A 24805-nucleotide genomic window follows, 5' to 3' on the forward strand; every position below is an offset into this window, starting at 1 on the left:
AACAGTTATGGTTATGCTGCTCATGCTGGGTCTATCTGGCTGTGGGGATAACACTCCGGACCCTGTGTATCCGCAGGCTCCGCCTCCCGATCACTTGTATGATCAAAGTACGATTAACGATGAACAGCGCTGGACCATTAACAATGCACATGACCCGGCGATTATCAAAACAGATCAAGGCTATTATGTCTACTCAACGGATGTAAAGACAGGTGGAGAATTGAGACCCGGTGTCATGGTACGCAAATCGACTGATCTGATTCATTGGAATTGGGTGCAGTATGCACTCCCCGGCATTCCAAAGGAAGCAGAATCGTGGTCATCGGCAACCAATCTGTGGGCACCGGACGTCATCAAGATGGGTGATACCTATCGGATGTATTACTCTGCTTCTACCTTTGGCAGCACACGGTCTGCGATCGGATTGCAGACATCCAGCTCCCCGGAAGGCCCTTGGAAGGATGAGGGGCTGGTCGTTAAAACGAAAGAGCATGACAAGCTGAATGCGATTGATGCCAATCCGGTGCTGGATGCAGAGGGTAATCCATGGATGGTATACGGCTCTTTTTTCGGCGGTATTTATATTACACCGCTTGATCCCCAGACTGGAAAGCTCAAAGAATCTGGCTATGGTAAAAATATCGCTGCCAGAGATCGGGCAACTGAGGACGGTGCTGTAGAAGGACCATACATTGTGTACAATCCAATGTTCCGTAAATACTACTTGTTCGTCTCGTATGATTCTTTGTTTGAGGACTACAATGTTCGCGTTGCCCGTTCAGATTCTATCACAGGCCCTTATGTGGACATGAATGGACATGATATGGCAGATACCAACTATTTGCCTCAATACGAGATTGGAAACAAGGTATTGGGCGGTTATCGGTTCAGCGAAGGAGAAGGCTGGGTTGCGCCAGGTCACAATTCTGTCCTGAAGGACGGTGCGGATTATTATATTGTACATCATGCGCGAGGAGAAACGGACAAGAGCTGGCCGTACCTGCATGTACGCAGAATATTGTGGACGACAGAGGGCTGGCCGGTCGTCTCTCCAGAGCGCTATGCCGGCGAAAAGGAGCAGGATATACCCAAAAGGCTATTATCCGGCAACTGGGAGCGCATCGTGATAAAGCAGGAAGTAGACGGCCAGGTGGAAGCTGAACAGCTCCGTCTAGAAGATGGAGGGCGGGCAACTAGCGGTTCTCTTGAAGGTCACTGGAGCTTTGATGGCAGGCGTACTCTAACAATGGATTGGAGCAATACATCCGAAGGAACTAAGGAAGAATTGTTATTGCTTCCTTCATGGGACTGGGAGCTTGGTCGCCATACTTTAATTTTCACGGGTATGAATGAAAAGGGAATTTCCATTTGGGGAAAGCGTATCAGCGATTAATTGTATGAACTACATACTACACATAGAGGAGAGAATAACCATGAATCAAACTGTACCCTTTAATAATCCGGTCATTGAGCAACGGGCAGACCCTTGGATTTACAAGCATAGTGACGGATACTATTATTTCACCGGATCTGTACCAGAGTATGACCGCATTGAGGTTCGACGAGCAAGTACTATTCAAGGCTTGAGTACAGCAGAGCCTGTCGCAGTGTGGCACAAATATGAAACGGGCCCGTTAAGTGCGAACATTTGGGCACCGGAAATTCACTATATAAACGACAAATGGTACATTTATTTTGCAGCAGCTCGTACAACAGAAACGAAGGAAGGCCTGTTCGACCACCGGATGTTCGTGCTTGAAAATGATTCAGCTAATCCTCTGGAAGGGGAATGGGTGGAAAAAGGACAGATCAAAACCCGTTGGGAGACGTTCGCTCTCGATGCGACAACCTTCCAGCATAATGGAGTTTTGTATTATGTGTGGGCTCAGAAGGACCCTGACATCGTCGGTAATTCCAATCTGTATATTTCCGAAATGAGCAATCCATGGACGTTGCGCGGTGAGCAGGTGATGATCTCCACTCCTGAATATGATTGGGAAATCATCGGTTTTAAGGTGAATGAAGGAGCAGCGGTTCTGAAACGGAACGGGCGGATCTTTATCAGTTATTCAGCTAGCGCCACAGACCACAATTATTGCATGGGTCTGTTGACGGCAGATGAGAATGCGGATTTACTTGATCCGAAATCATGGACGAAATCACCTCAGCCGGTATTCTGCACCCATGAGGAAACAGGACAATTCGGGCCAGGTCATAACAGTTTTACGGTTGCTGCTGATGGTAGCGATGTAATCGTATATCACGCCCGGAATTACAAGGAAATTACAGGCGACCCGCTGTATGATCCGAATCGTCATACACGTGTGCAGCCGTTCTACTGGAAAGAAGATGGAACACCTGATTTTGGTATTCCAGTACCAGATGGCGTTTCTGTTGATAAATAAGCGAAATTTATTATAGATGGTTGACGTGTTGCACAGTGGCACTTTAACTTTCTAGAAATCATAGGGGATTATGATTCGGCTGCGTATAACAAGAGTAATGAGATATCTTCTGAGCCTTCAGGCTGGAGGATATCTTTTTGATTTTGGGACGGCATGAAGGACTCTTTTCAAAAACTTCGATTTCTGCTATATTTAAATCGTAATATTTACGAATTGATCAAGGGGTGGAAATCTCGTGAACGAACGGATTGATCCGTTTACCGTTAAAAAGGTTGAATACCTGCTGAATGGCTATATTGCGCTAAAGGTGCCAGGCTACGTGCGTTCTGACGTGCGGCTCATTTATCAAATAGAGGATAACTGTTTGATCTTGACGGAGGAAAGGCCTTCTAATGAAACTGAGTTGTGGGATCGCACGGACATTGTCCAATTTCGCTGGGAAGAAAATCATTGGCATGTATATGCCCGGCAAGAGGCTGAAAGCTGGCAGCGTGTAAAAGAGATTGCACCTAATCCGTGCTTTGAAGAACAGCTCGAACAGGTAGAAATAGATCATGCAGGTATTTTTTGGACAGGTTAACGAAGTACAGAATGAAAAGTTCGGAAGATGGAGGTAGTGGGAGTCGTGTCGTTAAACTGTATATGGAAATAAACAGGCTGACCGTAATTCCTTATATGGAAGTTACGGTCATTTGTTTTGTCTGAAGTGGCACTGTCTAGTGCACTTGAGGGTTATGTGTGCGTTTGGAAAGTATGTCAAGCGGTTGATTGATACAAATGTTTAATATTTTCCACGAGGTGGAAGTTACAAATGTATGGTAAAGTGTAGTATATACAAGGTTTTAATCCAAATGTCTTATTCAAAGTCTCCTGTGCATACCGAATCCGAATCACACGAGGTGAGAAAAATGTTGCAATCGTTAAAAGCCATTGCTAATTACAGGAAAGAAAATGATCTGGCCTGGGATACACCGACTTGGTTAAAGCTGCTTGTTTCGGCTGAGGAGCGTATTGTAAATTTGGAACGCATTCGATCTATAGGTGAGTTAAAGGATGCCAATCCTGTACTGGATTACGTGGAGCGTACGTTGCTTATTTTGGACGGACTTCCATTGTCATTCTGGGTTAAAGAGCTACTGGAGGATGTATTGGTATGGTCTGAGACAGCCAAAGGAGGCACAGTCCGCGAACGGCTACGCTGGCAGCATGAGGGTATTAATTTATTTGTACATAATATCGGATCCTCCCAACTGTATGTCAGACAGGCCCAAGCGGAGTCCCCTGCTTACCCGCGCAATAGCATGACCCGAATTCTGATTGAGACGCATGGATTGATAGGGCAATATATACGGGGGGAAATTCCTTTTGCTGAAAATCGACTGCTGCTTGAAATTACTCGTAAGGGCTGGCTAAGCCCTGAGGAACTGGAGCTTGTTTTACGGGCCCTGAACGAGTGTATTATCGCCGGGGTGGAACCTGCATTATGGGATCAAGTACGCAGTGAAGTGGAGCAGCTGATCGGCTGGATTGCATGGGATAACGCACCTGTAGTCTGGAGTGTAAAGGAGCGACTGGAAAGGTTACGGTCGGTTTCCATTCATGAAGGGGAGCCGTTCGAGCAGGCTTACACAGAACTAGAGCGGGAGTTGAATGTAGAGAAGGCGCTGGCTCCGTTGGAGAATCGGACACTTTGGTATGTAGAATCAGCTTTGCAAGATTTTTCACTTCAAGAACTGGTAAAGGTATTTTTACTCACATTAAGGGATGGCACAGGGCAGGAACAGCCTGCGACCGTTCGCCATATCAGTTTCGAATCGCTCATGAATACGATGTATTATGACTATCGTGGTGTCAAGAAAATTAACGTATATAAAAAACGAATGATAGAAAAATATTTAAGTGCACTGTCTTGGCAGGACATTTCAAAAGGAAAACGGAAGCATAATCCTCATTTGAGTGTGATCGTGGAGCATAAAGAGGAGCTGCCGAGTACTGTATTTTTTAATTTTGTATTTTCATCTGCGGCTGAGAAACTGATTGACTTTTGTATTGAGGCAGAAAAAACGCCTCTGTATGACAAAGCAGTCCTGCTGCTGTTCGATCTGTTCGGATTACGGCGCGATGCGTATGATCGCTTTCACAATGAGGAAACGTACCTTACAGATATGAACCAGACCGTAGATTACAAAAGGGTCATTTTAGATTATGTGACTGGAACCCGCATACTGGATATTGGACCCGGCGGGGGTGTACTGCTGGATCTGATCGAACAGGAAAGACCAGATGCGAAGCCATTAGGTCTTGATATTTCTGTAAATGTCATTGAGGCACTTAAACGTAAAAAGCAATTGGAGCGCCATCGTTGGGATGTCATCAAAGGGGATGCGCTTCAGTTAGAGGAATATGTGGAAACGGGGAGTATGGACACGGTCATCTTCTCTTCAATTCTTCACGAGCTCTATTCCTACATTGAACGAGATGGGATTCGGTTCAATCCACAAACAGTGGAGGCAGCTCTGCAGAGCGCCTATCGTGTGCTTGCACCCGGCGGGCGTATCATCATTCGTGACGGGATTATGACCGAACCAGTAGAGCAGCGCAGACGAATTCGATTCTTGGAGCCGGATGGAATGGAATGGCTGATACGGTATGCGCAAGATTTTGCAGGTCGCCACATTGAAATAGAGCGTGTGGGGGAGCATGAGGCTGTTTTACCAGTGAACGATGCGATGGAATTTCTCTATACCTATACATGGGGAGCGGAAGCCTATGTGCATGAAGTGCAGGAGCAGTTTGGTTATTTTACCCCGTCACAGTATGAAGAGTGTATTCGTAGCACACTTGGATCACAAGCGATTATCCGCGTGAGCCGTCATTATTTACAGGAGGGCTATGCCGAGGCGCTGTCCAGACGTGTTGAGTTCATGGATGAGCAGGGCCAGCAGGTTTCTTTTCCAGACAGCACCTGTCTGATCGTGATTGAGAAGCCGAATAATAGGGTTGGAGTTGCTGAATGATTTTTAAATTGAACAAGAGAATGCCTTCTGATTTGTGCCAAGCACGATTAGAAGGCATTTTTTAGAAAGCTATGCATTCAAATATGACCGTGCAGCGTATACAGAAGCCAAAGGACCATTCATTCGGCAGGTGGTTGAGCGGGCGAAGCTTGAAAGATATAGGTAGGGACAGATGAATTCTTAGTCGCATGAACAAAGTGGGGGAATGATGAAGAATATGATGCTTGATGCACAGCTAACGCCGAATGGTTTAAAAGACAGAATGCTACTACTGTCAGCGCTGGACATTATATTGTCTCCAGAAGATTGGTTACGCACGTATCGTATGCGGTCTGAGTGGTCTGGTGATGTGTGCCTGGGTGAGGTAAACAATGGCGCTGGAGATACGATTCATATGCTATGGACGGGTGAAGGTGTGCTGCTGAAGGGGTTTGACCATGAATCCCCTGTAAGTTCTCATGCGAGAGACGATTATGAAGTCTGGCCGGGCATATATGACGGTGTGCCTGATGATATGATGGAGCTTTTGGAAGATGAAGCACTGGAGAAAGAGGACGTTACCTTTTGTATGTGGAGGGAAGCGGGAGATAAAGAGTGGCGTATGGGCAACGCGAACTTTCCTGAGGGATATGACGATGGCTCATCCTTTTTGTTGGGGAAAATTATAGTTACACCGGAGGAATATCAGGATTGGGCTGAGAGTTACTATGAGTTGCCGATTTCTCTAGGGGTGGTAAGCCAGATTTTCAACGGCGTTCCGATCACTGCACAGATGATCTCTGCGCTTCATCCACAGCGTAACGTTACGGAAGCGATAAAGGAGCTAAAGCAGCTTGGCGTTCAAGTGCATGAAAGCTAAGAATACAGATTTGTTTTTCTTGACAAGTTTTGTATATAATACAGGAGAAATGCTGGGTTAACCACCTCGAATTAAAGGAGCTGTGTTGAAGATGTCCAAACGTTTGATTCCTTACATCACGATGGATGGAAATGCAAAAGAAGCAATCGAATTTTATAAAGAGGCATTGGATGCTCAACTGCTTTTTATTCAAACCTTTGGGGAAATGCCGGAAAACCCCGATTTTCCCATTCCCGCAGAGGTCAAGGAACGTGTGGGACATGCTACCCTTAAAGTGGGTGAGACAGAGCTCATGTTTTCTGATACCTTTCCCGGGTCACCGTTTAGCCGCGGGAATCAGGTGAGCATCTGTATTACAACCGATAGTGTGGAGCAAGCTCAAAAAATGTTTAATGCTCTACAGCAGGGAGGACAGGTGGGAATGCCTTTGCAGGAAACCCATTTTAGTCCAGCTTATGGGAATGTAACAGACAAGTTTGGTGTCACTTTTCAAATGTTCACTGAGGCTGGGTCTTAAGAAATGTAAAACGGCTCGATTCCGCTACTTTAGCGATCTGGCCGTTTTTTTTTCGTGTATGCCCTCGTGCTCAATTCAATAATTATTTTAATATTGTTGAAATAGAAACAAAAATATACTATATTGTATTGTTAATGCACCAACGGGTGGGAGGACAGGCCATGAACAAAGAAGAACAGGTCATAGTGGGTTTCAGGGACTTATTTAACAAGATGGTTTGGCTTAATAAAGATAAGATGGAAGACAGCCTTAAGGGTTATAAGCCTTCTGAAGTACATTGCATCGAATACATTGAAAGAAATGCAGATTCCAACGTGACAAAACTTGCGGAGTCCCTTTATATGACTACCGGTGCCATAAGTAAAATAACTAAGAAGCTTATAAAAAAAGGCATTATCGAAAGCTACCAGAAGCTGGATAACAAGAAAGAAGTCTATTTTAGGCTTACTGAGGAAGGGAAAGTAATCTATAACATCCATGAGGAACTGCACAAAGAGTTTCAAGAGCGGGATAAAGCCGTATTTGAGCAGGTAACCGAAGAACAATTTAACAGTATGATTAGCTTCTTGGAAAAGTATAGTAGGCATTTGGATGCAGAAATAAAAAAACAGGGTATAGATATTAAGACGGAATAAATTTGAATAATGAAAATCAAACCATAGGCAGCCGGGCTCTATTGAGAACGGGCTGCATTTTTTTGTTATTATTTTGTTGCCGAGGAAGCAAAATTGTGATACGATATTTTTGCTTCCGAGGAAGTAAAAATTAACCTTTAAGGGGAGAAATGAAGTGTTCAAATGTAGATCACACAATGAACAGAACACAGAACAAACCGTAGATAAACACGCTTTAATATTCGGCCTTATCTCTGTATTTCTTTGCGGAATAGGCTTCAGTATCATAATACCTGTCGTCCCATTCTTAGTGCAGCCTTATACAAGCAGTCCGGGAGAACAAGCTATAGTTGTTACGCTGCTGACCTCTGTTTATGCATTCTGCGTGTTTTTTGCGGCTCCCGTACTTGGAGCTTTGAGCGACAAATATGGCCGTCGTCCATTGCTCTTAGTATGCCTTTTGGGTTCCGCAATTGGGTACTTGGTTTTTGGCATAGGAGGAGCTCTATGGGTACTATTTGCTGGGCGCATCATAGAAGGGTTAACAGGCGGGAGCATAAGCACGATCTTCGCCTATTTTGCAGACATCATTCCTCCAGAAGAGAGAACCAAATACTTTGGATGGGTGAGTGCGGTTGTAGGTGTAGGCACTGTCATTGGGCCAACTCTAGGCGGATTACTTGCCAAGTTTGGTTATTCTGTACCCATGTATTTTGGAGCAATCATAACTTTATTGAACGTTGTTTATGGATTCTTTTTTATGCCTGAGAGCCTTGACAAGAAACATAGACTGAAAGAGATTACCTTTGTAAGACTGAATCCATTTACACAGCTTGCAAATCTGCTTTCCATGAAAAACTTAAATAGGTTACTTGTCTCTGCGTTCTTACTTTGGATACCCAACGGATCTTTACAGGCCGTTTTTTCACAATTTACAATGGATACTTTCAGTTGGAGGCCTGCACTAATCGGACTTATGTTTTCAATTATGGGTTTCCAAGACATCATTTCACAAGGTTTCATCATGCCCAAGCTTTTGATAAAACTTAATGATAAACAGATAGCCATTCTTGGAATGGTTTCGGAGATTATAGGTTACAGTCTTATTGCGCTATCTACTTTGTTCTCATTCTATCCTCTTTTTATCGCTGGAATGTTTATATTTGGTTTTGGTGATTCGATCTTTGGACCTTCATTCAACGGGATGCTCTCCAAGTCTGTCGATTCTAGTGAACAAGGAAGGATTCAAGGAGGTAGTCAATCTATTCAGGCTTTAGCAAGAATGATTGGGCCTATTATTGGGGGTCAAATCTATGTATCACTTGGTCATGCCGCACCCGCTTTTATGGGTATAATCCTTATAACAGCGGCAATACCAGTTTTATATAAGCGAACGCATGCTACCTACTTTCTTTAGGCAATAGGGTTTCAGAACTCAGGGACAAGTTCTGAAACCCTATTTGTTTACAGTTTTACGTAATTGTACTTATACGCCAAAATTAAAATCATCATCTGTCAGCGGCTCTACATTCATCGCCCGCACATAGCCGTTTCCTTTTTTAGAAAAGAAATCATGCTGCTTAGTATGGGTGCTGATGCCGTTGAATACAATGGGATTAACTTCTTCTTCTTCAAACAGTGGATCAAAGCCCAAGTTCATCATGGCCTTGTTGGCATTATAGCGCAAAAAGACTTTCACATCGTCTACGAGTCCAATAGGGGTGTAAATTTGCTCGGTGTATTGTTCCTCGTTATTATGCAAGTAGCGCAGCAAGCCTACCAGCGTCTGGTAAAGATCACGTTGTTCTTCCTCGTCCAATTCTGCATAAATCTCCTGTGCCAGTACACCTACGTACACACCGTGAATACTTTCGTCCCGTAAGATCAAATCGATAATTTCTCCACTACATGTCAGCTTGCCCTGGCCCGCCAGATAAAGAGGATAGAAGAAGCCGCTATAAAACAAATAGCTTTCTAACAGCACCGACGCAGCCATCGCGAGATAGAGGTCTTTCGGTGTGTGGATATTCATATAATATTGACGAATGGTTTCTGCTTTGGTTTGGAGATGTGGATTTTCTTCTACCCAGCGGAATACACCGTCAATTTCTTCCGTGGAAGCTAGCGTTGTAAAGATGCTACTATACGACTTGGCATGAATTTGTTCCATCATCGCCATAAAGCTTAGTACGGCTTTGCGTTGTAGTCCGTCCACATGCTCCATAATTTGCGGCATACCCACGCCGCCTTGAATGGTATCCAGTAGCGTTAGTCCGCCTAGCACCTTCATGTAGGCTTCTTTTTCGATATCACTGAGGGTTACCCAGGACATTTTATCGTCAGACAACGGGATTTCGTCATCCGTCCAAAATTGCATAATGTTCTGGTTCCAGAACATCAGTGTGAAATCATCGTCCGAGCGATTCCAGTTTACAGCTTGTATACCTGTCATTGTTAGCATTCTCCCTTCAGCTTGCGAGATTCCCTGGAAACACACATTGAAATAGTGCAGGCGAATCATCGTATGCTTGACATACGGAAGCTGTATCCGCGAGGGTCTTGTCCAGTCCCGTAAAGGTCTAAACCACACGCTGGATACAGCTTCTAATGCAAAGCATCCATATCTATTTAAAATCTAATTTTTATACTACAGCTTGTTACCATTTATGCTTTAGATGGAGCAGGTGAGACACTCTTCCACAGACAGCTTTTTAGTGCGTGTGTAGTATAACGATTTAAGTCCTTTGTGTGCGGCGTACAGATAGCAACGTGCTAACTGACGCGTAGTCACGTCACTGTTCACATGAAGCACGGTCGAAATTCCTTGGTCCACATGCGGCTGGATTTCTGCAATCAGATCCAGCACTTTGAATTGGTCCATTTGATAAGCAGATTTATAGAAGAACACGTTATCCTTTTGCAAATAAGGCATTGGATAGTAGGTCGTCGAATTGGCATAGGTACGGGTTTCAATCTGCTCAACAATCGGCATAACACTGGATGTTGCATTTTGAATGTACGAAATGCTGGCAGTCGGCGCAATTGCCATACGATAGGCGTGGTACAGGCCATTTTTCATCACATCTGCTTTTAATTTGTCCCAGTCCGCTGTAGTCGGAACATAGATGCCCTTGAATAACTCTTGCACACGTGCAGTTGTTGGACGATAATCTGTGTTCAGGTATCGGTCAAAATATACGCCTGTCGCATAATCCGATTCCTCAAATCCATAAAAGCTTTGTCCAGCCGCTTTCGCGATTTCCATACTCTTTTCGATGGAATGATAGTTCATCGTCATGAAGAAGGTACGGACAAAGTCTTTTGCTTCATTGCTTTCATACGCAATTTTGTTCTTGGCAAAGTAGCCGTGCAGATTCATGACACCCAAACCGACGGAATGCATTTCACGGTTCGCTTTCGCGACACCTGGTGCATTAGCTACTTGGGTCATATCGCTGACCGAAGTAAGAGCAATCATACCCTCGTGAACGGATTCGCGGATTTTGCCATGCTCCATCACATTTACAATGTTCAGAGAAGCCAGATTACAGCTCACGTCCCGGCGGATAGTATCCTGTTGTCCGTAATCTGTAATTTCGGAAGTTTCCTGCAACTGGAAGATTTCCGTGCATAAGTTCGACATCTTGACTTGACCCACGTTTTTAAGAGCATGTGCCTGGTTCGCGTTACTTTTGTTCATGATATATGGATAACCAGACTCCAACTGAATCATGGCAATTTTCGTCAGCATGTCACGTGCGCTCATCGCTATTTTTTTCTTCACCCGATCGTCGGCGAGCAGCGTGTCGTACATTTCATCCAAATCCATGTCGTCCAGATGTGTTCCATAGGCTTTGAACACACTGTAAGGAGCAAATACATGCAGCGGTTCGTTATCTTGAGCCAGCTTGTAAAAGCGATTTGGCACCAGTAATCCAATCGAAAGTGTCTTGAGACGTACTCTTTCGTCAGCATTGATTTTTTTGCTATCCAGGAACTCCAGCACGTCCCATCCGAAAATGTTGTAATAGGCTGCCCCAGAGCCTTTGCGTTGCCCCATTTGATCTGCGTAGGAGAAGCCGTCTTCCATCAGCTTCAGCACAGGCATAATGCCTTTTGCTGCGCCTTCTACGCCTTTAATCGCTTCGCCGCGTGCCCGCAGCTTCGACAGGTTAACGGCAACACCGCCCCCGATTTTGGACAACTGCATGCAGGTGTTCAGCACATAGTTGATCGAGTTCAGGGAGTCGTCCATTTCGAGCAGGAAGCAGGATACCAATTCCCCACGGCGGCTTTTGCCTGCATTCAGGAACGTTGGTGTCGCTGGCTGGAGACGTTGCTCCATCATCGAGCGAGACAACAGGCGTGCCGTATCGGCGTTACCGCGTCCTAAATGCAGCGCGACAGCAGCAACCCGGTCAGGGTAATGTTCCAGATAGACTTTACGGTCGTTACTCTTCATTGCATAGTCGGTATAAAACTTGGATGCTGCCATATAGGAAGGAAATTTAAAATTATAGCTATGAGTGATATGGAAAATATCATTAATTTCGTCAGCCGTGTAGCTGTTATAGAAATTTTCGTAATAATCATTCTCAATCATATACAGCACTTGAGCGGCTGTGTCAGCAAACTTCAAACTCCGTTCCTGAACTTCCTTCATAAACTCTGCTACAGCCTCTTGGTCTTTTTCCAATTGGAAAAAGCCGTCTGTATCGCGTTTCATCAACATGTTGTTCAATTCAATATGCCGCAACTCGGCTCACCTCCTGTTTAAAACGCTCTACATCTCCGAACGTTCCAGATAATTCAAATTTACTAATCACGGGGACATTATAATGATCGGCAATCAAATCCGCACTTTTGGCAAATTTCTCACCCCAGTTACGGTTGCCGCTTGCAGCTACACCAACAAGGTTTTGAGCATTCTTTTTCAAAAAGGAAGATACCCTCTCAGGTATCTGCCCAAACCCAGTTGTATATGTAATAAGTACGTAAGGTTCTTCTATAGTCATTTGCTCCTCGATCTGAACCGCTGGAAGCTTGAGCTTGTTTATAAATCTTTTTACATTGCCGGTCTTGGAATCATATGCAATCAGCATGGTATGCAACCTCCTTAAACATTTAACGAAAAAAGAAAACGGCATTGCCTGGGATCTATTATAGATGGAATCCCTTGCTGGCTGCGCCATTTAAGATTTTTGACTCTATATTTACATGTATTTTCATACCTGTATCTTCAAGATATCGGGCATAAATACGTTTTTTACACTATATTTAGAGTACATTCTCTATTTTATATCTATATATAGTTTTGTCAATCGGTCTAGAGGGGATCAGAGGACCCAGATCGGGTAGAAGTCCAAGCGGGGTGCGGAAAAGAGCGAAAGAACTTTTTTTTCGTAAGTATGTTAAAAAAGTATTGGAGTTTTTGAGGGTGAAGATGTACGATTTGTCAATGGGCAATTGAATGGAAAATTTACATTTTACTGTAGAAAGGATGAAGTGAATGGGAAGTGATTCTATGGAAGTTCAATCGTTTAATACGATCTTTTTTATCGTATTTGGACTCATTGCTTTTGTAATGATTATGGGAATTGTCAAAACGATCGGAGCGGGCCTGTCCAATCAAGCAGCCGAACGGGTACAACGTTCATGTAAGGTTGTGGATAAACGGACGAGAGTGCGTGGGGGATCAGGCGATTTTTCAGCTTCGACCTATTATTATATCACCTTTCAGTTTGACGGGGGTGAGCGTAAGGAGCTGGAGGTGAAGGATAGGGACTTTGGTATGATTGTGATCGGGGATCGTGGGGAGCTTCATTATAAAGGTACACGTTTTCTGGAGTTTGTGAGAGTAATGGAAGCATAAAGGTGCTTAAACAAATACATAATCGGAGGGAAGATTACGATGCCGCATATCATTGGAAAACGAGTTGTATTGAGAGAATACCGTCAAGAGGATATACCAGATATCCGAAAATGGGTCAATGACCCGGAAATCACACGTGGTTTAAGCGACGTGTTTATCTATCCGCATTCACAGGTGAATAGTGAATCTTTTGTACAGATGATGATTGACGGCAACCCCGAGATCAAAGGTTTTGTCATTGCGCATAAAGACACCCTGGATTATATCGGACAATTGGACTTATTTAAAATCAACTGGGTGAATCGGCATGCCACCCTTGGAATTGTGATCGGGCGTGACGGTGATCTGGGCAAAGGTTATGGACGGGAAGCGATCCGGCTGTTACAAAAATTTGCATTTCATACGCTGAACCTACATCGACTGGAGCTGGAGGTCTATGCGTTCAATGAACGTGCACACCGTTGCTATTTGGCCAGCGGCTTCAAGGAGGAAGGGCGGCTGCGGGAAAAGCTATTCAGGGAAGGGCGATACTATGACATTATTCAGATGGGGATTTTGCGAAGTGAATATGAGGCTGCACAGCAATCGACGGAATCCTGAGAGTGCAACCTCATAAGCTATATTACTCCGTCAGCTTTCTTCAATTTTTTATGAGTGAAATCACGGGGACTACGCTCATCCTTTTTTTATTAGCTAAAGGACTTTCTTTGCAGAGTGCGAACTTCTTACTGGTTGTATTCTTTATAAGTATTTTTCTGTTTGAGATACCTACTGGGGCTATTGCAGACAAGTATGGAAGAAAAATCTCTGTTATTTTGGGACTTTGTTGTTTTCTAGCCTATAGTGTATTGTTCGTTTCGACAGATCATATCGGGGTGCTTGTGTTTGCACAAGTCTTTGGAGGTCTGGCTATATGTTTACAATCAGGTTCGTTGGAATCATGGGTTGTGGAAAATAGTGATAAGCCCATGGAAGTTCTTTTTACAACCTCTAACAGTATACAGTACATTTCAGGATTTATTTGTGGTCTGTTGGGGGCCTTCCTCGCAACTTTTAACTATTCACTTCCATGGGCGGTTAGCATTTTATCTATTATTGTATGCATTTTTCTATGCTTCTTTTATATGGATGAGGAGAATGTGGCTCATCGAAAGACGTCCACTACCCGCATTAAAACGATTATCGGAGAAAGTGTCCGTATCGGTTTTGAAAATAAGTCTATCTGGATTGTGTTTATGATTGGCTTATTTATCAGCTTTTCAAACTCGGCTGGAAATACATTTCAACAGCCACGTCTGGTGGGCCTTTCCGAACAAGGGATTTGGATTATGGGGTTTATCAAGGCAGGGTATTCACTATGTATGACTTTGGGAAGCTACCTGGTTCGAAAGCTAGGCGCACGATACAGTGATGTACATATACTCATGTATGCTTGCGGCATGATTGGAGTATGGCTCATTTTTGCCGGTGCGTTCAACACATTTTATCCTGTACTGCTTACCTTTTTGATCTATGAAATGGGGCGCGGCATGTACCCGGTTGCCAAACAAATTTTTCTGAACAAAAGAATCTCTAATGAGTATCGTTCTACACTACTATCTCTGGATTCTGCGATTTCACAATTAGGCATGTGCATAGGTTTAATCGTGACAGGGATCATCAGTCGTAATTTTACGGATTTGTCTTCCGATCAAACACCTATTCAAATATCTTGGGTAATGTGTGGGGGGATTGCGTTGATTCCTATCATTTTATTGTTTTACGTCAATCGTGTATCAGGGAAAAGTAATTCTTGGAAAGAAAAAGAAACCAAACAGAATATGTAATGTAAAAGTTAATGTAGAAGGGCTGAACAGCATGGTCTGTCAGCCCTGTAATATTTCATTAAAAAGGCAAACCCTATTTTTCGCCGTACCACAGTTTCAGCCGATTTTGAATTAGGCCAGTGTAGATTTCTTCAGCCTTTGGCACACCCGCCTGATCCAGCTCTTGGAGCATGCGGTCATACACAGCGTCGAACTGATCTGGCTTGGCGAGTACGGCCTCAGGAATGCGTTTGCGTACAATGTCCTGCGACTTTTGATAAATAACATTGTAATTCGTATTGGTCGGAACAGGCATGTTGTAGGCAGCCCCCCACTCTTTTACCGGAAAATCTTTTTCGTTCGGGAACAGGTCTTTCCACGTATGGGCTTTGTATGCCTGAAGGGACTCTTTCTCGGCTTGACTATAATTTTCGGTAATCATCTCCGGATAATTGGTTGTGTAATAATTGCCCGAAGGGTCCTTCACGCTATCGCCGTAATGTGGACCCCATATCCAGTACAAACCGATACCTGACTCTCTGCTAAAAGAAGCGTTATCGGTGTTCTTACGTTGTTGCACATCCGCCGGAATGACTCGTTTGCCATTCTCTACGTTGTAATGCTGGCCTTCAATTCCCCAATTACGTAAAATTTGTCCTTCGTCGGAGGCCAGAAAATCCAGAAACTTGATAGCTCGCACCGGATTTTTACATGAGGTTGTAATTCCGATCCCGGATGCGGTATCGAAGCCGATGGGCTGGAGGGAATGGTCCTCGTATTTCTCATTTAAAGTGACTGGAAAATGGGCGTAAGTGAATTCATCCTTACCTGCTGCTTTGAGCGCATTTTCGGCATCTTGATAGTTCCATTCCTGATCAATGAGTCCGATGACACGGCCTGCGGCAATTTTGGACTTGTACTGATCACTTTTTTGCACAAAAGTATCCTTATCCAACAGTCCCTCATTGTACATATGGTTCAACCAGCGGAAATATTCACGTTCTTCTGGGCGCTTGTAGTGAAGAATGGCTTTGTGTGTTTTAGGATCAATATAATATTCGCCATCGTCGGGTCCACCTGTAGCAGTAACAGCCGGGTTTGTCACTGTAATTTGAATTTTCCAGTCCTCGGCATCGAGTGATAGGGGGATGGTTCGCTGTCCATTGGTGGTTGGATATTTGGCGACATAATCTTTAAGTGCTTTTTCAAAATCTTGAACGGTGCGGATTTTAGGGTATCCGAGCTTCTTAAGTGCCTGGTGCTGGATTTCGAAGCCGGCTTGTGCATCAAACGCAATGTGATCCACACCCAGATTGGTCGGGATCGTGTAGATGGCTGGATCTTCACTACTATATTTAATACGATTAAAATAGTCTCCATACACTTTCTTAATGTTAGGGCCGTATTTGTCAATGAGGTCGGTTAAGTCAATGAGTGCCCCGGCATCGACTAACTTGCCAATGTCTGATTTAGGGTACACGAGATCTGGATATTCTCCGCTCGCTGCCATTAAAGCAAACTTTTCCTCGCCTCGACCATTGACAGCATGTTCGGCATTTAGCGTAACGCCCGTTTTCTTGATAATTTCCTGTCCGACAGCATCCTTCATGTTGTTCCAGTTAGAGCTGGAATCACCGCCAAAGAAAGTAAATGTAATGGGACTGGTGTCATTAGGATCTTCCTTTTCTGCCTTACCGTCTGTTCCATTCGCACAGCCCGTTGTAACGAGCAGCAGCAAAGACAGGAGTAGAATAGAGCTCTGTCGTACCGACCTGTTCATGAACATTTGCAAATCCCCCTTAATAAGTATGATTTACACAATGTAAGTGCTTTCAATAGTAAATTGTAGGAAATAAAGAACCTCACGTCAAGTCATTTATAATTGTTTGTTATGCAGTTTGTTTTTTTATTAAGCAAACATATTTTAATGAAAAGTGTGGATTTGTGTAAATCCATCGTTTGATGATCTAAAACAAAGTATGCTACGATGGTACCAGTTTATAGGCATACCTGTATATTTAGAAGACTAAGGTAGAAAAAGATTTCGAATAGGGTTGGGTGAGGAGATGCGTGGAAAAGTAACATTGCAGGAAATTGCGGATGCGGCGGGTGTTTCAAAGTTTGCTGTTTCGCGTGCACTGTCAGGCAAACCCGGTGTAAGTGAAGAGACGAGGGCGCTGCTGGTTAAGCTTGCTGCCCAGATGGGCTATTTTCGCAGTCATCCCAAAATGACTGGGATAGAGCCTCGGGACACAGATACCAGAGAATGGTCGGGTACGGTGCTGGTGTTATTTCCAAATATTCGGCACCAGAACAGGGAATCCAGGTACTGGGGACCTGTATTTGAAGGGATTTCCGAGCGTCTGAACCGTAAGGGGATGGATATGATCACGTTAACGGAGCCCTCGACTGAGGATATGTTTTCTCTACTGAACCCGGAGGCGATTAAAGGGATTATCACAGTAGGGACAATTTCAACTTCGTTGTTGCTGAACATTTATCGGATGGGTATTCCGGTCGTCATGGTAGATCATTGGGATTCTGCATTTTTAAGTGATACGGTGTTTACAGATAATCGCACATGCATGAGTGAATTAATGAAGGATTTGCTGTGTAGGGGCTATACCCGCTTTCAGTTTGTGGGTCATATTGATGACGCTCACAGTTTCTACGAACGCTGGGAAGCTTGTCGTTCTACACTGGAAATGAGCGGAGTAGAATTGCGACAAAATAAAGCCCTTCTTCACGGAGGAGCGCAGGCGCTTGCTGAGGAAATGGACAAGTTGTCTGAGGACAAACTGCCTGAGGTTTTTGTATGTGCTAATGATGTGACTGCTGCGCAGGTCGTGGATGTGCTGAAAGAAAAGGGGATTGACGTTCCGAAGCGTTGCGGAGTGACCGGGTTTGACGATACGAATGAACAAATGCCAATTTATGCCACGGTGAGAGTGGATAAGGAATTGCTGGGAATGCGTGCAGTGGACCAATTGTTGTGGCGCATAACGAACCCGAACTCGCCTGTCGAGAAAAAGTTGCTACATGCTGAGCTATTCATACGGGAAGTTCATGCACCCCGGATCAGTCGGGAAAATGATGACCGTGAGCGTCCCATCAGCACAATCACATATAGTTAATGTCCAGATACGTGTGTGACACCATACATCGTGAAGACAAAGGAGGTCGCTTTTAGCCTGTTTGGGGCAGAGGGCGACTTTTATTTTGTATTTTGTCACTTGTTCCAAAAAAACAATTGACTAATTTGTTAGCTTAATGTTATTTTTGTTATGTTACTGACGAATCCAGATGTTCCCAATCATGCTTATAGGGAGGCTTGTGACGATGGTTAATGTGATAGGGTTGGATGGCTGGAGGTTTAGAGAAGCACAAAGTGATGAGTGGCTCAGCGCGAAAGTGCCGGGTTGTGTGCATACCGATCTTTTACGACATGGCAAAATTCCTGATCCGTTTATGGGTATGAACGAGATGGAGGTACAGTGGATTGATAAGCAGGATTGGATATATGAAGCCCATTTTGAGATAAATGCAGATCAGCTTCAATGTCAATGTGTAGAGTTGGTGTTGGAAGGTCTGGACACATACGCGGATGTAAAAGTGAATGATCAATCTGTCTTGTCAGCCAATAATATGTTTCGAGTATGGAGACGGGATGTGAAGGCATTGGTTCAGCAAGGGGAAAATCGGCTAGAAATCAGTTTTCGTTCTCCGATTGCTGAAGATGTACCCAAGCTGGAAAGCTTAGGTTATGGACTCCCTGCACCCAATGATCAGTCCGAAATAGGTGGTTTGTCCGATAAAAAGGTAAGCGTTTTCGCACGTAAAGCTCCTTACCACTATGGTTGGGATTGGGGACCGAGGCTGGTGACGAGCGGTATCTGGAGAGAGGTTCGGATCGAGGCTTGGTCCGGTCTGATCGTGAGAGACTTGTTTATTCGACAGGACGAAGTGAGTTCGGCAGGGGCTAAACTCATGGCAGTGGTAGAGATCGAAAATGCAGATGAGATTAGAGATGCCGAGTTGCGTATTTCTGCTGACGGCAAAGTGTGGTCCAAGCCAGTTCGGCTGCTGAAGGGGAAGCAGACAGTGGAGCTGGAGCTGGAGATGAAGAAGCCGAAGCTGTGGTGGTGCCGTGGACTGGGGGAGCCGCATCTATATACGTTTGTGGCCGAATTAGTGGAACAAGAACAAGGAGCTGTAATCGCGGAAAAATCAGTAAAAACGGGACTGCGTTCCATCCGTCTTGTACGGGAACGGGATGCAGCAGGAGAGAGCTTTTATTTTGAGCTGAACGGAATTCCGGTGTTTGCAAAAGGGGCTAACCATATTCCGAATGACAGCTTTGTCACTGAAGTTACGATGGAACGATATCGGTATGAAATTGCCAGCGCAGCCGCCTCGAATATGAATATGTTGCGAGTGTGGGGTGGCGGTATATATGAACAAGACGTATTTTATGAGCTTTGTGATGAATACGGTTTGCTCGTATGGCAAGATTTTATGTTCGCTTGCAGTATGTACCCAGGCGATGAAGATTTTATAGACAATGTGGCACAGGAAGCCGAGGACAATATCAAGCGGCTGCGTAATCATCCCTGTATTTCCTTATGGTGCGGCAACAATGAGATCGATTCTGCGTGGGCGCATTATGAAGAGAATGGAGGCTGGGGCTGGAAAAAGAACTACACACCTGAGCAACGGGAACGCCTGTGGGATGATTATGAAATGCTCTTTCATCGGATTCTACCGGAGGCGGTATGCACCTGGTCAGCGCAGACAGCATATTGGCCCTCCTCCCCGCTAATTGACCTGACGAGGGATCGGAACCAGCATGCCCATCGGTCTTCAACTGCAGGCGATGTTCATTATTGGGGTGTATGGCACGCGTCTGAGCCGTTTGAGAATTATCATGTACATGTGGGCCGTTTTATGAGTGAATATGGTTTTCAGTCTTTTCCTGAATACAAGTCCGTTCGTACTTATGCGGAAGAGAAGGATTTGGAACTGGAATCTGCGGTGATGCTGGCACATCAGAAGAACGGTGCGGGCAATCGTCTGATTAAAGAATATATGGAGCGGTACATGCGAGAACCAAAGGATTTTACGGGTTTTCTTCCCATGAGCCAAATTTTACAGGCAGAAGCAATGAAAGCAGCTATAGAGGCGCATCGTCGTCACAAGCCTTATTGCATGGGAACATTATACTGGCAAATGAATGATTGCTGGCCCGTTGCCTCCTGGTCGAGTATGGACTATTTTGGTCGTTGGAAGGCGCTCCAATATACGGCTAAGCGTAGCTTTGCCGATGTGTTGTTGAGTGCAACAGATACAGAACAGGGGAATAAGGCACTACATCTGGTCAACGATACACTAGAGCCGATATCAGGTACGCTGCGGCTGACGCTTTTGCATATCCGAAGCAGCCAGGCTGTTCGTGAAGAGAATGTTAAGGTAAAGCAACCAGCAGGTGGTGCAGGAATTGTACATATACTGCCTATCGACAAATGGCTGAGTGGCCTGAACCGTGCGGAGCATATGCTGGTCGCGCGTCTGACGCAGAATGGTGAACAGGTGATCTCCAGTGAAATTTATTTTGCAGACACGAAAGAGATGGATTTACCGCAGGCAAAAATTGAAGTGACAGAGATTCAGGGAAGCGAGGCTAGCAGATTCATGCTGTGTTCGGATGTACTTGCCCGACACGTGTGGCTATCGGCAGAGCAGGAAGGTATTTTCAGCGACAACCATCTGGATCTGGCTCCCGGTATTCCAAAAACAGTGGAATTTTTGGCTTTGCACAACGGTTCAGCGGCATTTGTGGCAGCTGCGCCGGGTACATTGGCAGTACATTCATTAGTCAATTGGATACAAGGTTAGACAACAGTAAAAGCTTATCCGTCTTTAAGTAGATGATGGATAGGCTTTTTTTTATAATATAAATTTATTTTTGTGATATGTGGAGCGATTTCATAATGTTCATATACATAACAAAAGAAGGCTTGGGAGCTGAGTGATAACAGATCATTTGTAAGAAATTTATCTATTCAGCATCTAACTGTTGGAATATAAAAAAACATATGGGCGGCCGAGAACTTGTAGAGGAAATCCGTCAGTTGGACTTTAGCAGGGTGGAGCTGAATTATAACATTACCCGGGAAATGCTAACGACGATTGAGCCTATGATTGAGCGGGGGAAAATCGGCATATCGAGTGTGTACAATACATTTCCTCATACACCAGATCCGAATTAGCACGAATTCCGTTCTGCTCGGGTTTGACGATGAGACCAAGCGACAACGTGCGATAGAACTGCTGGTGCAATCTGTGGAATATGCGCATCAGTACGGAGCAAAAGCGGGAATTGTGCATCCCGGACGACAGATGGCGAATGGACAGAGCGCAGCAACGGAATTTATAATGCCGTTAGCGGTATTATGCTAATTCATGCTGCCCGAATATTAAAACTACCGGAGCTACGCCTTTACCTGTGAGTGAAGTCTAAAACACAGTAAGCATCTATTTTTCGGGATGGGGTCGATTCCCAAAGAATAGATGTCTTTTTATGTTCATTTATGCAGAGGTGGAGCGCTTCCATTGAGCTTGAAGCCATTGTGGTGTACACTGTCCAGAACAGGTGTAAATTGGAACGTCAGGAAGGCAGGACGGTTACAAGGAGGGAAAGACACGTATGTATGCCCGTTTAAGATCGTTAAATTATCCAGTAAAACTTTATGTTTTTTTAACACTGGCCTTATGCTCCGTAATCAGTACATTGTGGATCATTAACGTGCGACTGCCCTCAGGGGGCCGCCCTTATCTTTTTATTTGGTGGAATATGATGCTGGCCTGGATTCCTATGCTGTTGACGCTGCTGCTTGATGTAGTGTATAGCTCGTGGAGGCGAGGAACGAGGACTTTTTTACTCTGGGTCACGGGGGCGGCATGGCTTTTCTTTTATCCCAATACACCCTATTTGATCACAGATTTGCTGCATGTATTCGCCAGATATCCGTTTCTCGGGGAGCAACGTTTCTGGGGAAATCCGTACTTTTGGAATCATGTATTGGGGATGCTGCTGGTAGCCATACTTGGCCTGACAATGGGATTTGTATCACTCGAATCCGTACGACAGTTGGTACAACGTGCACGTGGTGGGCTTGTTAGTTGGCTGTTTATGATGGCGGTACTCTTGTTGAGCAGCCTGGGTATTTATATTGGCCGTTTCTTTCGAGGGAACACATGGGATATTGTTTCTGCGCCTTCTCAACTGTATGCACAGGTATCTTCCATATGGGCAGACTCCTTGCAACGTACTCATTTTGTGGAGTTTAGCGGGATGGTATTCGTTATTTTGCTCGTCAGCTATGTATCCACGATGTGCGTAGTCTGGATGGGGAACAGCCGCCAGGACGAATGGCGTCGTTGGTGATTTTGTTGTAACTGAGTGGCTGAATATCATCATAAATATAAAAACAAAGGAGGAATAGCTACAATGAACGGACAGAATCGATCCGACATCCGCGCTGGTCTTCAGGTAGATATTGTACTTAAAAAGGATCAGCCTACCGGTAAGTTGACGCGAGGAACGGTGAAAGATATTTTGACCAATTCCCCACGTCATCCGCATGGAATCAAAGTGCGTCTGACAGACGGACAGGTTGGGCGTGTCAAACATATCGTAACGAACGAAGGCTAGAGCTTTGGGCTGAGGAGGAATGACGATGAACCAGGCAACGGCATGGTCTAAAAATGATCGCTACCCGCTTGTTTTACTTGTATTGCTGGCGCTTGCCCTCATTTGGTCTTTGATTCGCCCGGCGGATTATTTTACATGGGTACTGGAAGTTCTCCCAGCAGTTTTGGGAGCTGTACTGCTGGCGGCTCTGTACCGAAGATTTCGGTTTACCAATCTGGTATATACCCTAATCTGGCTGCACGCATTGATCCTGATTGTGGGCGGACATTATACCTATGCCGAAATGCCACTGTTCAACTGGATTCGGGACACGTTCGGACTGGAGCGCAATTATTATGATCGACTTGGGCACTTTGTACAAGGTTTTGTACCTGCACTCATTGTCAGGGAAGTGTTGTTGCGTAAAACGCCATTGGGAAGCGGGAGCTGGCTCACTTTCCTCACGGTTAGTGTGTGTCTGGCGATTAGCGCTGTGTACGAGCTGATTGAGTTTGCTGTAGCCAAGGCAACGGGAACAGCAGCAGAAGCCTTTTTGGGCACACAGGGGGATGTATGGGACACCCAATGGGATATGCTTCTTGCGTTCATCGGCGCTTTGACCGCAGTGATTTTGTTGAGTGGGGTACATAACAAGCTGCTGAAACAATTAAGATATTAGCAAAGGCTTTTCTTCTTTTATCTGCAATTGTAGTTAGACGGGGAAATAGTTAAGCTGATGAAGGGTGGTTACAGAATGCGTGAAGGAGCATTTTCTAACCACCCTTTAGCATCTGTAGCTATGAAGTCCTCAGAGTTACATTCGCCTCATGGGATGGCTATCAAGATGGAGGGTCGCTGCGTCCATGTAGCTGTCCAGTAGCCGTTCAAAAATACGGTCCCATGTCTGCTCCAGACTGTAGGCTCTACCAGTTCTGGATATAGCATCGCGAAGTGAGGCATCCTCATACAACAGGTGTACAGCTTTGGCAAAGGCAGAGGCGTCCCCAGCAGGACACAATAGCCCCGTTTTTCCATGGATTAGATTATCTTTTACCCCGCCTTCATTGGCACCGACCACAGGTGTACCGCTCGCCATAGCCTCCAGTACTACGTTGCCGAAGGTTTCCGTGGTGGAAGGGAAGAGAAATACGTCGGCTGCGGCGTAGAGTTCAGCTAATTCCGGCCCTTTCACAAAACCAAGCCAGTGGAGTGCATGCTCCGGCGCCCCTATATCCGCTGCAGTTTTGACCTTATATAATGGACCATCTCCTGCAATGACCAGCACAGAGGCTGCGCGGACGTCGTCAGGTAACTGGAGGTAGGAATCTAGTAACGTGTCTATCCCCTTTTCTGGTGCAAGCCTGCCCACATACAAAATAACAAATGCATCTGCATGAACGTCCCATTTCTTCCATACTGTATGACGGTCCACCTTTGGTTGAAATCGGTCGGTATCAATGCCTCTGCTCCAGATTTCGAGCTGCCCCATTCCTTTATTGCGCAATAATTCCATGGTTGATTGAGAGGGGACATATACCCTTTCGCAATGTCTGTGAAACCAGAGCATGTATTTCCATAACGCAGGTTCAAGCCAGCGAAGCTTGTAATATTCAAGGTATTTATCAAAGTGGGTGTGATATGAGGCAACGAGTGGAATATGGTGTTTGGCTGCGTAGCTTGTTCCATACAGGCCAAGGTTAAACGGAGTAGCGACATGAATCAAATGCGGGGAAAAGGCTGACAGACGCTCGTTGATCTGTTTGGCGTTGGGGATCGCAAGTCTGCATTCCCGGTACAACAAAAAGGGAATACTTCGAAATCGCTCTACACCCGGCCCAGAGGGCAGATGATGGTCTGCCTCCGGTGCGAAGACGAGCGTAGATACTCCATGTGTCTCCAGATAGCCAATCCATCGTTCCAGGGTCAGAGCAGCGCCATTCACGTCAGGCGTATACGTGTCCGTAAATAATGCAACTCGAAGCATGCCTTCATTCCTCCTCCGCCATTCTCATTTATCCTATGACGT

Annotated in this window: 21 protein-coding genes and 1 pseudogene; 17 read left to right on the forward strand and 5 right to left on the reverse strand. The window is 45.0% G+C overall.

All coding sequences use genetic code 11. The features are described from left to right. Window positions 1–7: 7 nt before the first annotated feature. From MLD56_RS09275 to MLD56_RS09310, 8 genes are all read left to right on the forward strand, one after another. Window positions 8–1393 carry an arabinan endo-1,5-alpha-L-arabinosidase gene (locus MLD56_RS09275; protein ID WP_029516752.1) on the forward strand — a complete coding sequence of 462 codons (1386 nt, stop codon included), beginning with the start codon at window positions 8–10 and terminating at the stop codon, window positions 1391–1393. A 40-nt stretch (window positions 1394–1433) separates the two neighbouring features. Then, on the forward strand, window positions 1434–2405 hold the full coding sequence (locus MLD56_RS09280) for a glycoside hydrolase family 43 protein (RefSeq protein WP_029516753.1): 972 nt from the start codon (window positions 1434–1436) through the stop codon (window positions 2403–2405). 235 nt (window positions 2406–2640) lie between these two features. Then, complete coding sequence (locus MLD56_RS09285; protein WP_029516754.1) at window positions 2641–2985, forward strand: DUF3024 domain-containing protein; 345 nt, start codon at window positions 2641–2643, stop codon at window positions 2983–2985. Window positions 2986–3313: 328 nt separating this feature from the next. Beyond that, a complete protein-coding gene (locus tag MLD56_RS09290) occupies window positions 3314–5422 on the forward strand; it encodes a class I SAM-dependent methyltransferase (RefSeq protein WP_029516755.1) in 2109 nt (702 codons plus the stop codon). 208 nt (window positions 5423–5630) lie between these two features. Next, window positions 5631–6281, forward strand: coding sequence for a hypothetical protein (locus MLD56_RS09295; RefSeq protein WP_029516756.1), 651 nt, complete (start codon window positions 5631–5633; stop codon window positions 6279–6281). 91 nt (window positions 6282–6372) lie between these two features. Then, window positions 6373–6798 carry a VOC family protein gene (locus MLD56_RS09300; protein WP_029516757.1) on the forward strand — a complete coding sequence of 142 codons (426 nt, stop codon included), beginning with the start codon at window positions 6373–6375 and terminating at the stop codon, window positions 6796–6798. A gap of 161 nt (window positions 6799–6959) precedes the next feature. Next, window positions 6960–7433 (forward strand): MarR family transcriptional regulator, encoded by a 474-nt coding sequence (locus tag MLD56_RS09305; RefSeq protein WP_029516758.1) that lies wholly within the window; start codon window positions 6960–6962, stop codon window positions 7431–7433. Window positions 7434–7587: 154 nt separating this feature from the next. Then, the gene (locus MLD56_RS09310; RefSeq protein ID WP_029516759.1) at window positions 7588–8829 is read left to right on the forward strand and encodes an MFS transporter; all 1242 of its coding nucleotides are present in this window, start codon (window positions 7588–7590) and stop codon (window positions 8827–8829) included. A gap of 69 nt (window positions 8830–8898) precedes the next feature. Here the strand turns inward: MLD56_RS09310 and nrdF are convergent, their stop codons facing one another. From nrdF to nrdI, 3 genes are all read right to left on the reverse strand, one after another. Further along, complete coding sequence (gene nrdF / locus MLD56_RS09315) at window positions 8899–9864, reverse strand: class 1b ribonucleoside-diphosphate reductase subunit beta (protein WP_029516760.1); 966 nt, start codon at window positions 9862–9864, stop codon at window positions 8899–8901. A gap of 219 nt (window positions 9865–10083) precedes the next feature. After that, window positions 10084–12168: a class 1b ribonucleoside-diphosphate reductase subunit alpha gene (nrdE, locus tag MLD56_RS09320; RefSeq protein WP_029516761.1), complete on the reverse strand. Its 2085-nt coding sequence runs from the start codon at window positions 12166–12168 to the stop codon at window positions 10084–10086. Further along, a complete protein-coding gene (gene nrdI / locus MLD56_RS09325; protein ID WP_016819181.1) occupies window positions 12155–12514 on the reverse strand; it encodes a class Ib ribonucleoside-diphosphate reductase assembly flavoprotein NrdI in 360 nt (119 codons plus the stop codon). Before nrdI ends, nrdE begins: the two co-directional genes overlap by 14 nt. 422 nt (window positions 12515–12936) lie before the next feature. On the opposite strand from nrdI, the gene MLD56_RS09330 reads away from it, so the two are divergent. Genes MLD56_RS09330 through MLD56_RS09340 form a run of 3 tightly spaced genes read left to right on the forward strand, consistent with a single transcriptional unit; the run spans window position 12937 to window position 15110 of the window. Continuing rightward, window positions 12937–13284 (forward strand): DUF2500 domain-containing protein, encoded by a 348-nt coding sequence (locus tag MLD56_RS09330; RefSeq protein ID WP_239645167.1) that lies wholly within the window; start codon window positions 12937–12939, stop codon window positions 13282–13284. 39 nt (window positions 13285–13323) lie between these two features. Next, window positions 13324–13884 carry a GNAT family N-acetyltransferase gene (locus MLD56_RS09335; RefSeq protein WP_029516763.1) on the forward strand — a complete coding sequence of 187 codons (561 nt, stop codon included), beginning with the start codon at window positions 13324–13326 and terminating at the stop codon, window positions 13882–13884. Window positions 13885–13886: 2 nt separating this feature from the next. Then, a complete protein-coding gene (locus tag MLD56_RS09340) occupies window positions 13887–15110 on the forward strand; it encodes an MFS transporter (protein WP_029516764.1) in 1224 nt (407 codons plus the stop codon). Between the two features lie 73 nt (window positions 15111–15183). Here MLD56_RS09340 and MLD56_RS09345 read toward each other — a convergent pair whose 3' ends face one another. Beyond that, the gene (locus tag MLD56_RS09345; protein ID WP_029516765.1) at window positions 15184–16875 is read right to left on the reverse strand and encodes an ABC transporter substrate-binding protein; all 1692 of its coding nucleotides are present in this window, start codon (window positions 16873–16875) and stop codon (window positions 15184–15186) included. A 280-nt stretch (window positions 16876–17155) separates the two neighbouring features. On the opposite strand from MLD56_RS09345, the gene MLD56_RS09350 reads away from it, so the two are divergent. The 6 genes and pseudogenes from MLD56_RS09350 to MLD56_RS09375 all read left to right on the forward strand — a co-directional run bounded on the left by MLD56_RS09350 (window position 17156) and on the right by MLD56_RS09375 (window position 23458). Further along, complete coding sequence (locus tag MLD56_RS09350) at window positions 17156–18223, forward strand: LacI family DNA-binding transcriptional regulator (RefSeq protein ID WP_029516766.1); 1068 nt, start codon at window positions 17156–17158, stop codon at window positions 18221–18223. A gap of 205 nt (window positions 18224–18428) precedes the next feature. Continuing rightward, window positions 18429–20981 carry a beta-mannosidase gene (locus tag MLD56_RS09355; protein WP_029516767.1) on the forward strand — a complete coding sequence of 851 codons (2553 nt, stop codon included), beginning with the start codon at window positions 18429–18431 and terminating at the stop codon, window positions 20979–20981. Between the two features lie 200 nt (window positions 20982–21181). After that, window positions 21182–21479: pseudogene (locus MLD56_RS09360) on the forward strand (sugar phosphate isomerase/epimerase); the annotation flags it as partial. Window positions 21480–21792: 313 nt separating this feature from the next. Then, complete coding sequence (locus MLD56_RS09365) at window positions 21793–22533, forward strand: DUF1361 domain-containing protein (protein WP_029516768.1); 741 nt, start codon at window positions 21793–21795, stop codon at window positions 22531–22533. Between the two features lie 63 nt (window positions 22534–22596). Next, window positions 22597–22800, forward strand: a complete 204-nt coding sequence (locus tag MLD56_RS09370; protein ID WP_025721733.1) for a YwbE family protein — start codon at window positions 22597–22599, stop codon at window positions 22798–22800. 25 nt (window positions 22801–22825) lie between these two features. After that, complete coding sequence (locus MLD56_RS09375) at window positions 22826–23458, forward strand: DUF2238 domain-containing protein (protein ID WP_029516769.1); 633 nt, start codon at window positions 22826–22828, stop codon at window positions 23456–23458. Window positions 23459–23593: 135 nt separating this feature from the next. Here MLD56_RS09375 and MLD56_RS09380 read toward each other — a convergent pair whose 3' ends face one another. Then, window positions 23594–24763: a glycosyltransferase family 4 protein gene (locus MLD56_RS09380; protein ID WP_029516770.1), complete on the reverse strand. Its 1170-nt coding sequence runs from the start codon at window positions 24761–24763 to the stop codon at window positions 23594–23596. Window positions 24764–24805: the final 42 nt, after the last annotated feature.

The organism is Paenibacillus peoriae (assembly GCF_022531965.1).
Taxonomy (GTDB): Bacteria; Bacillota; Bacilli; order Paenibacillales; family Paenibacillaceae; genus Paenibacillus; species Paenibacillus polymyxa_D.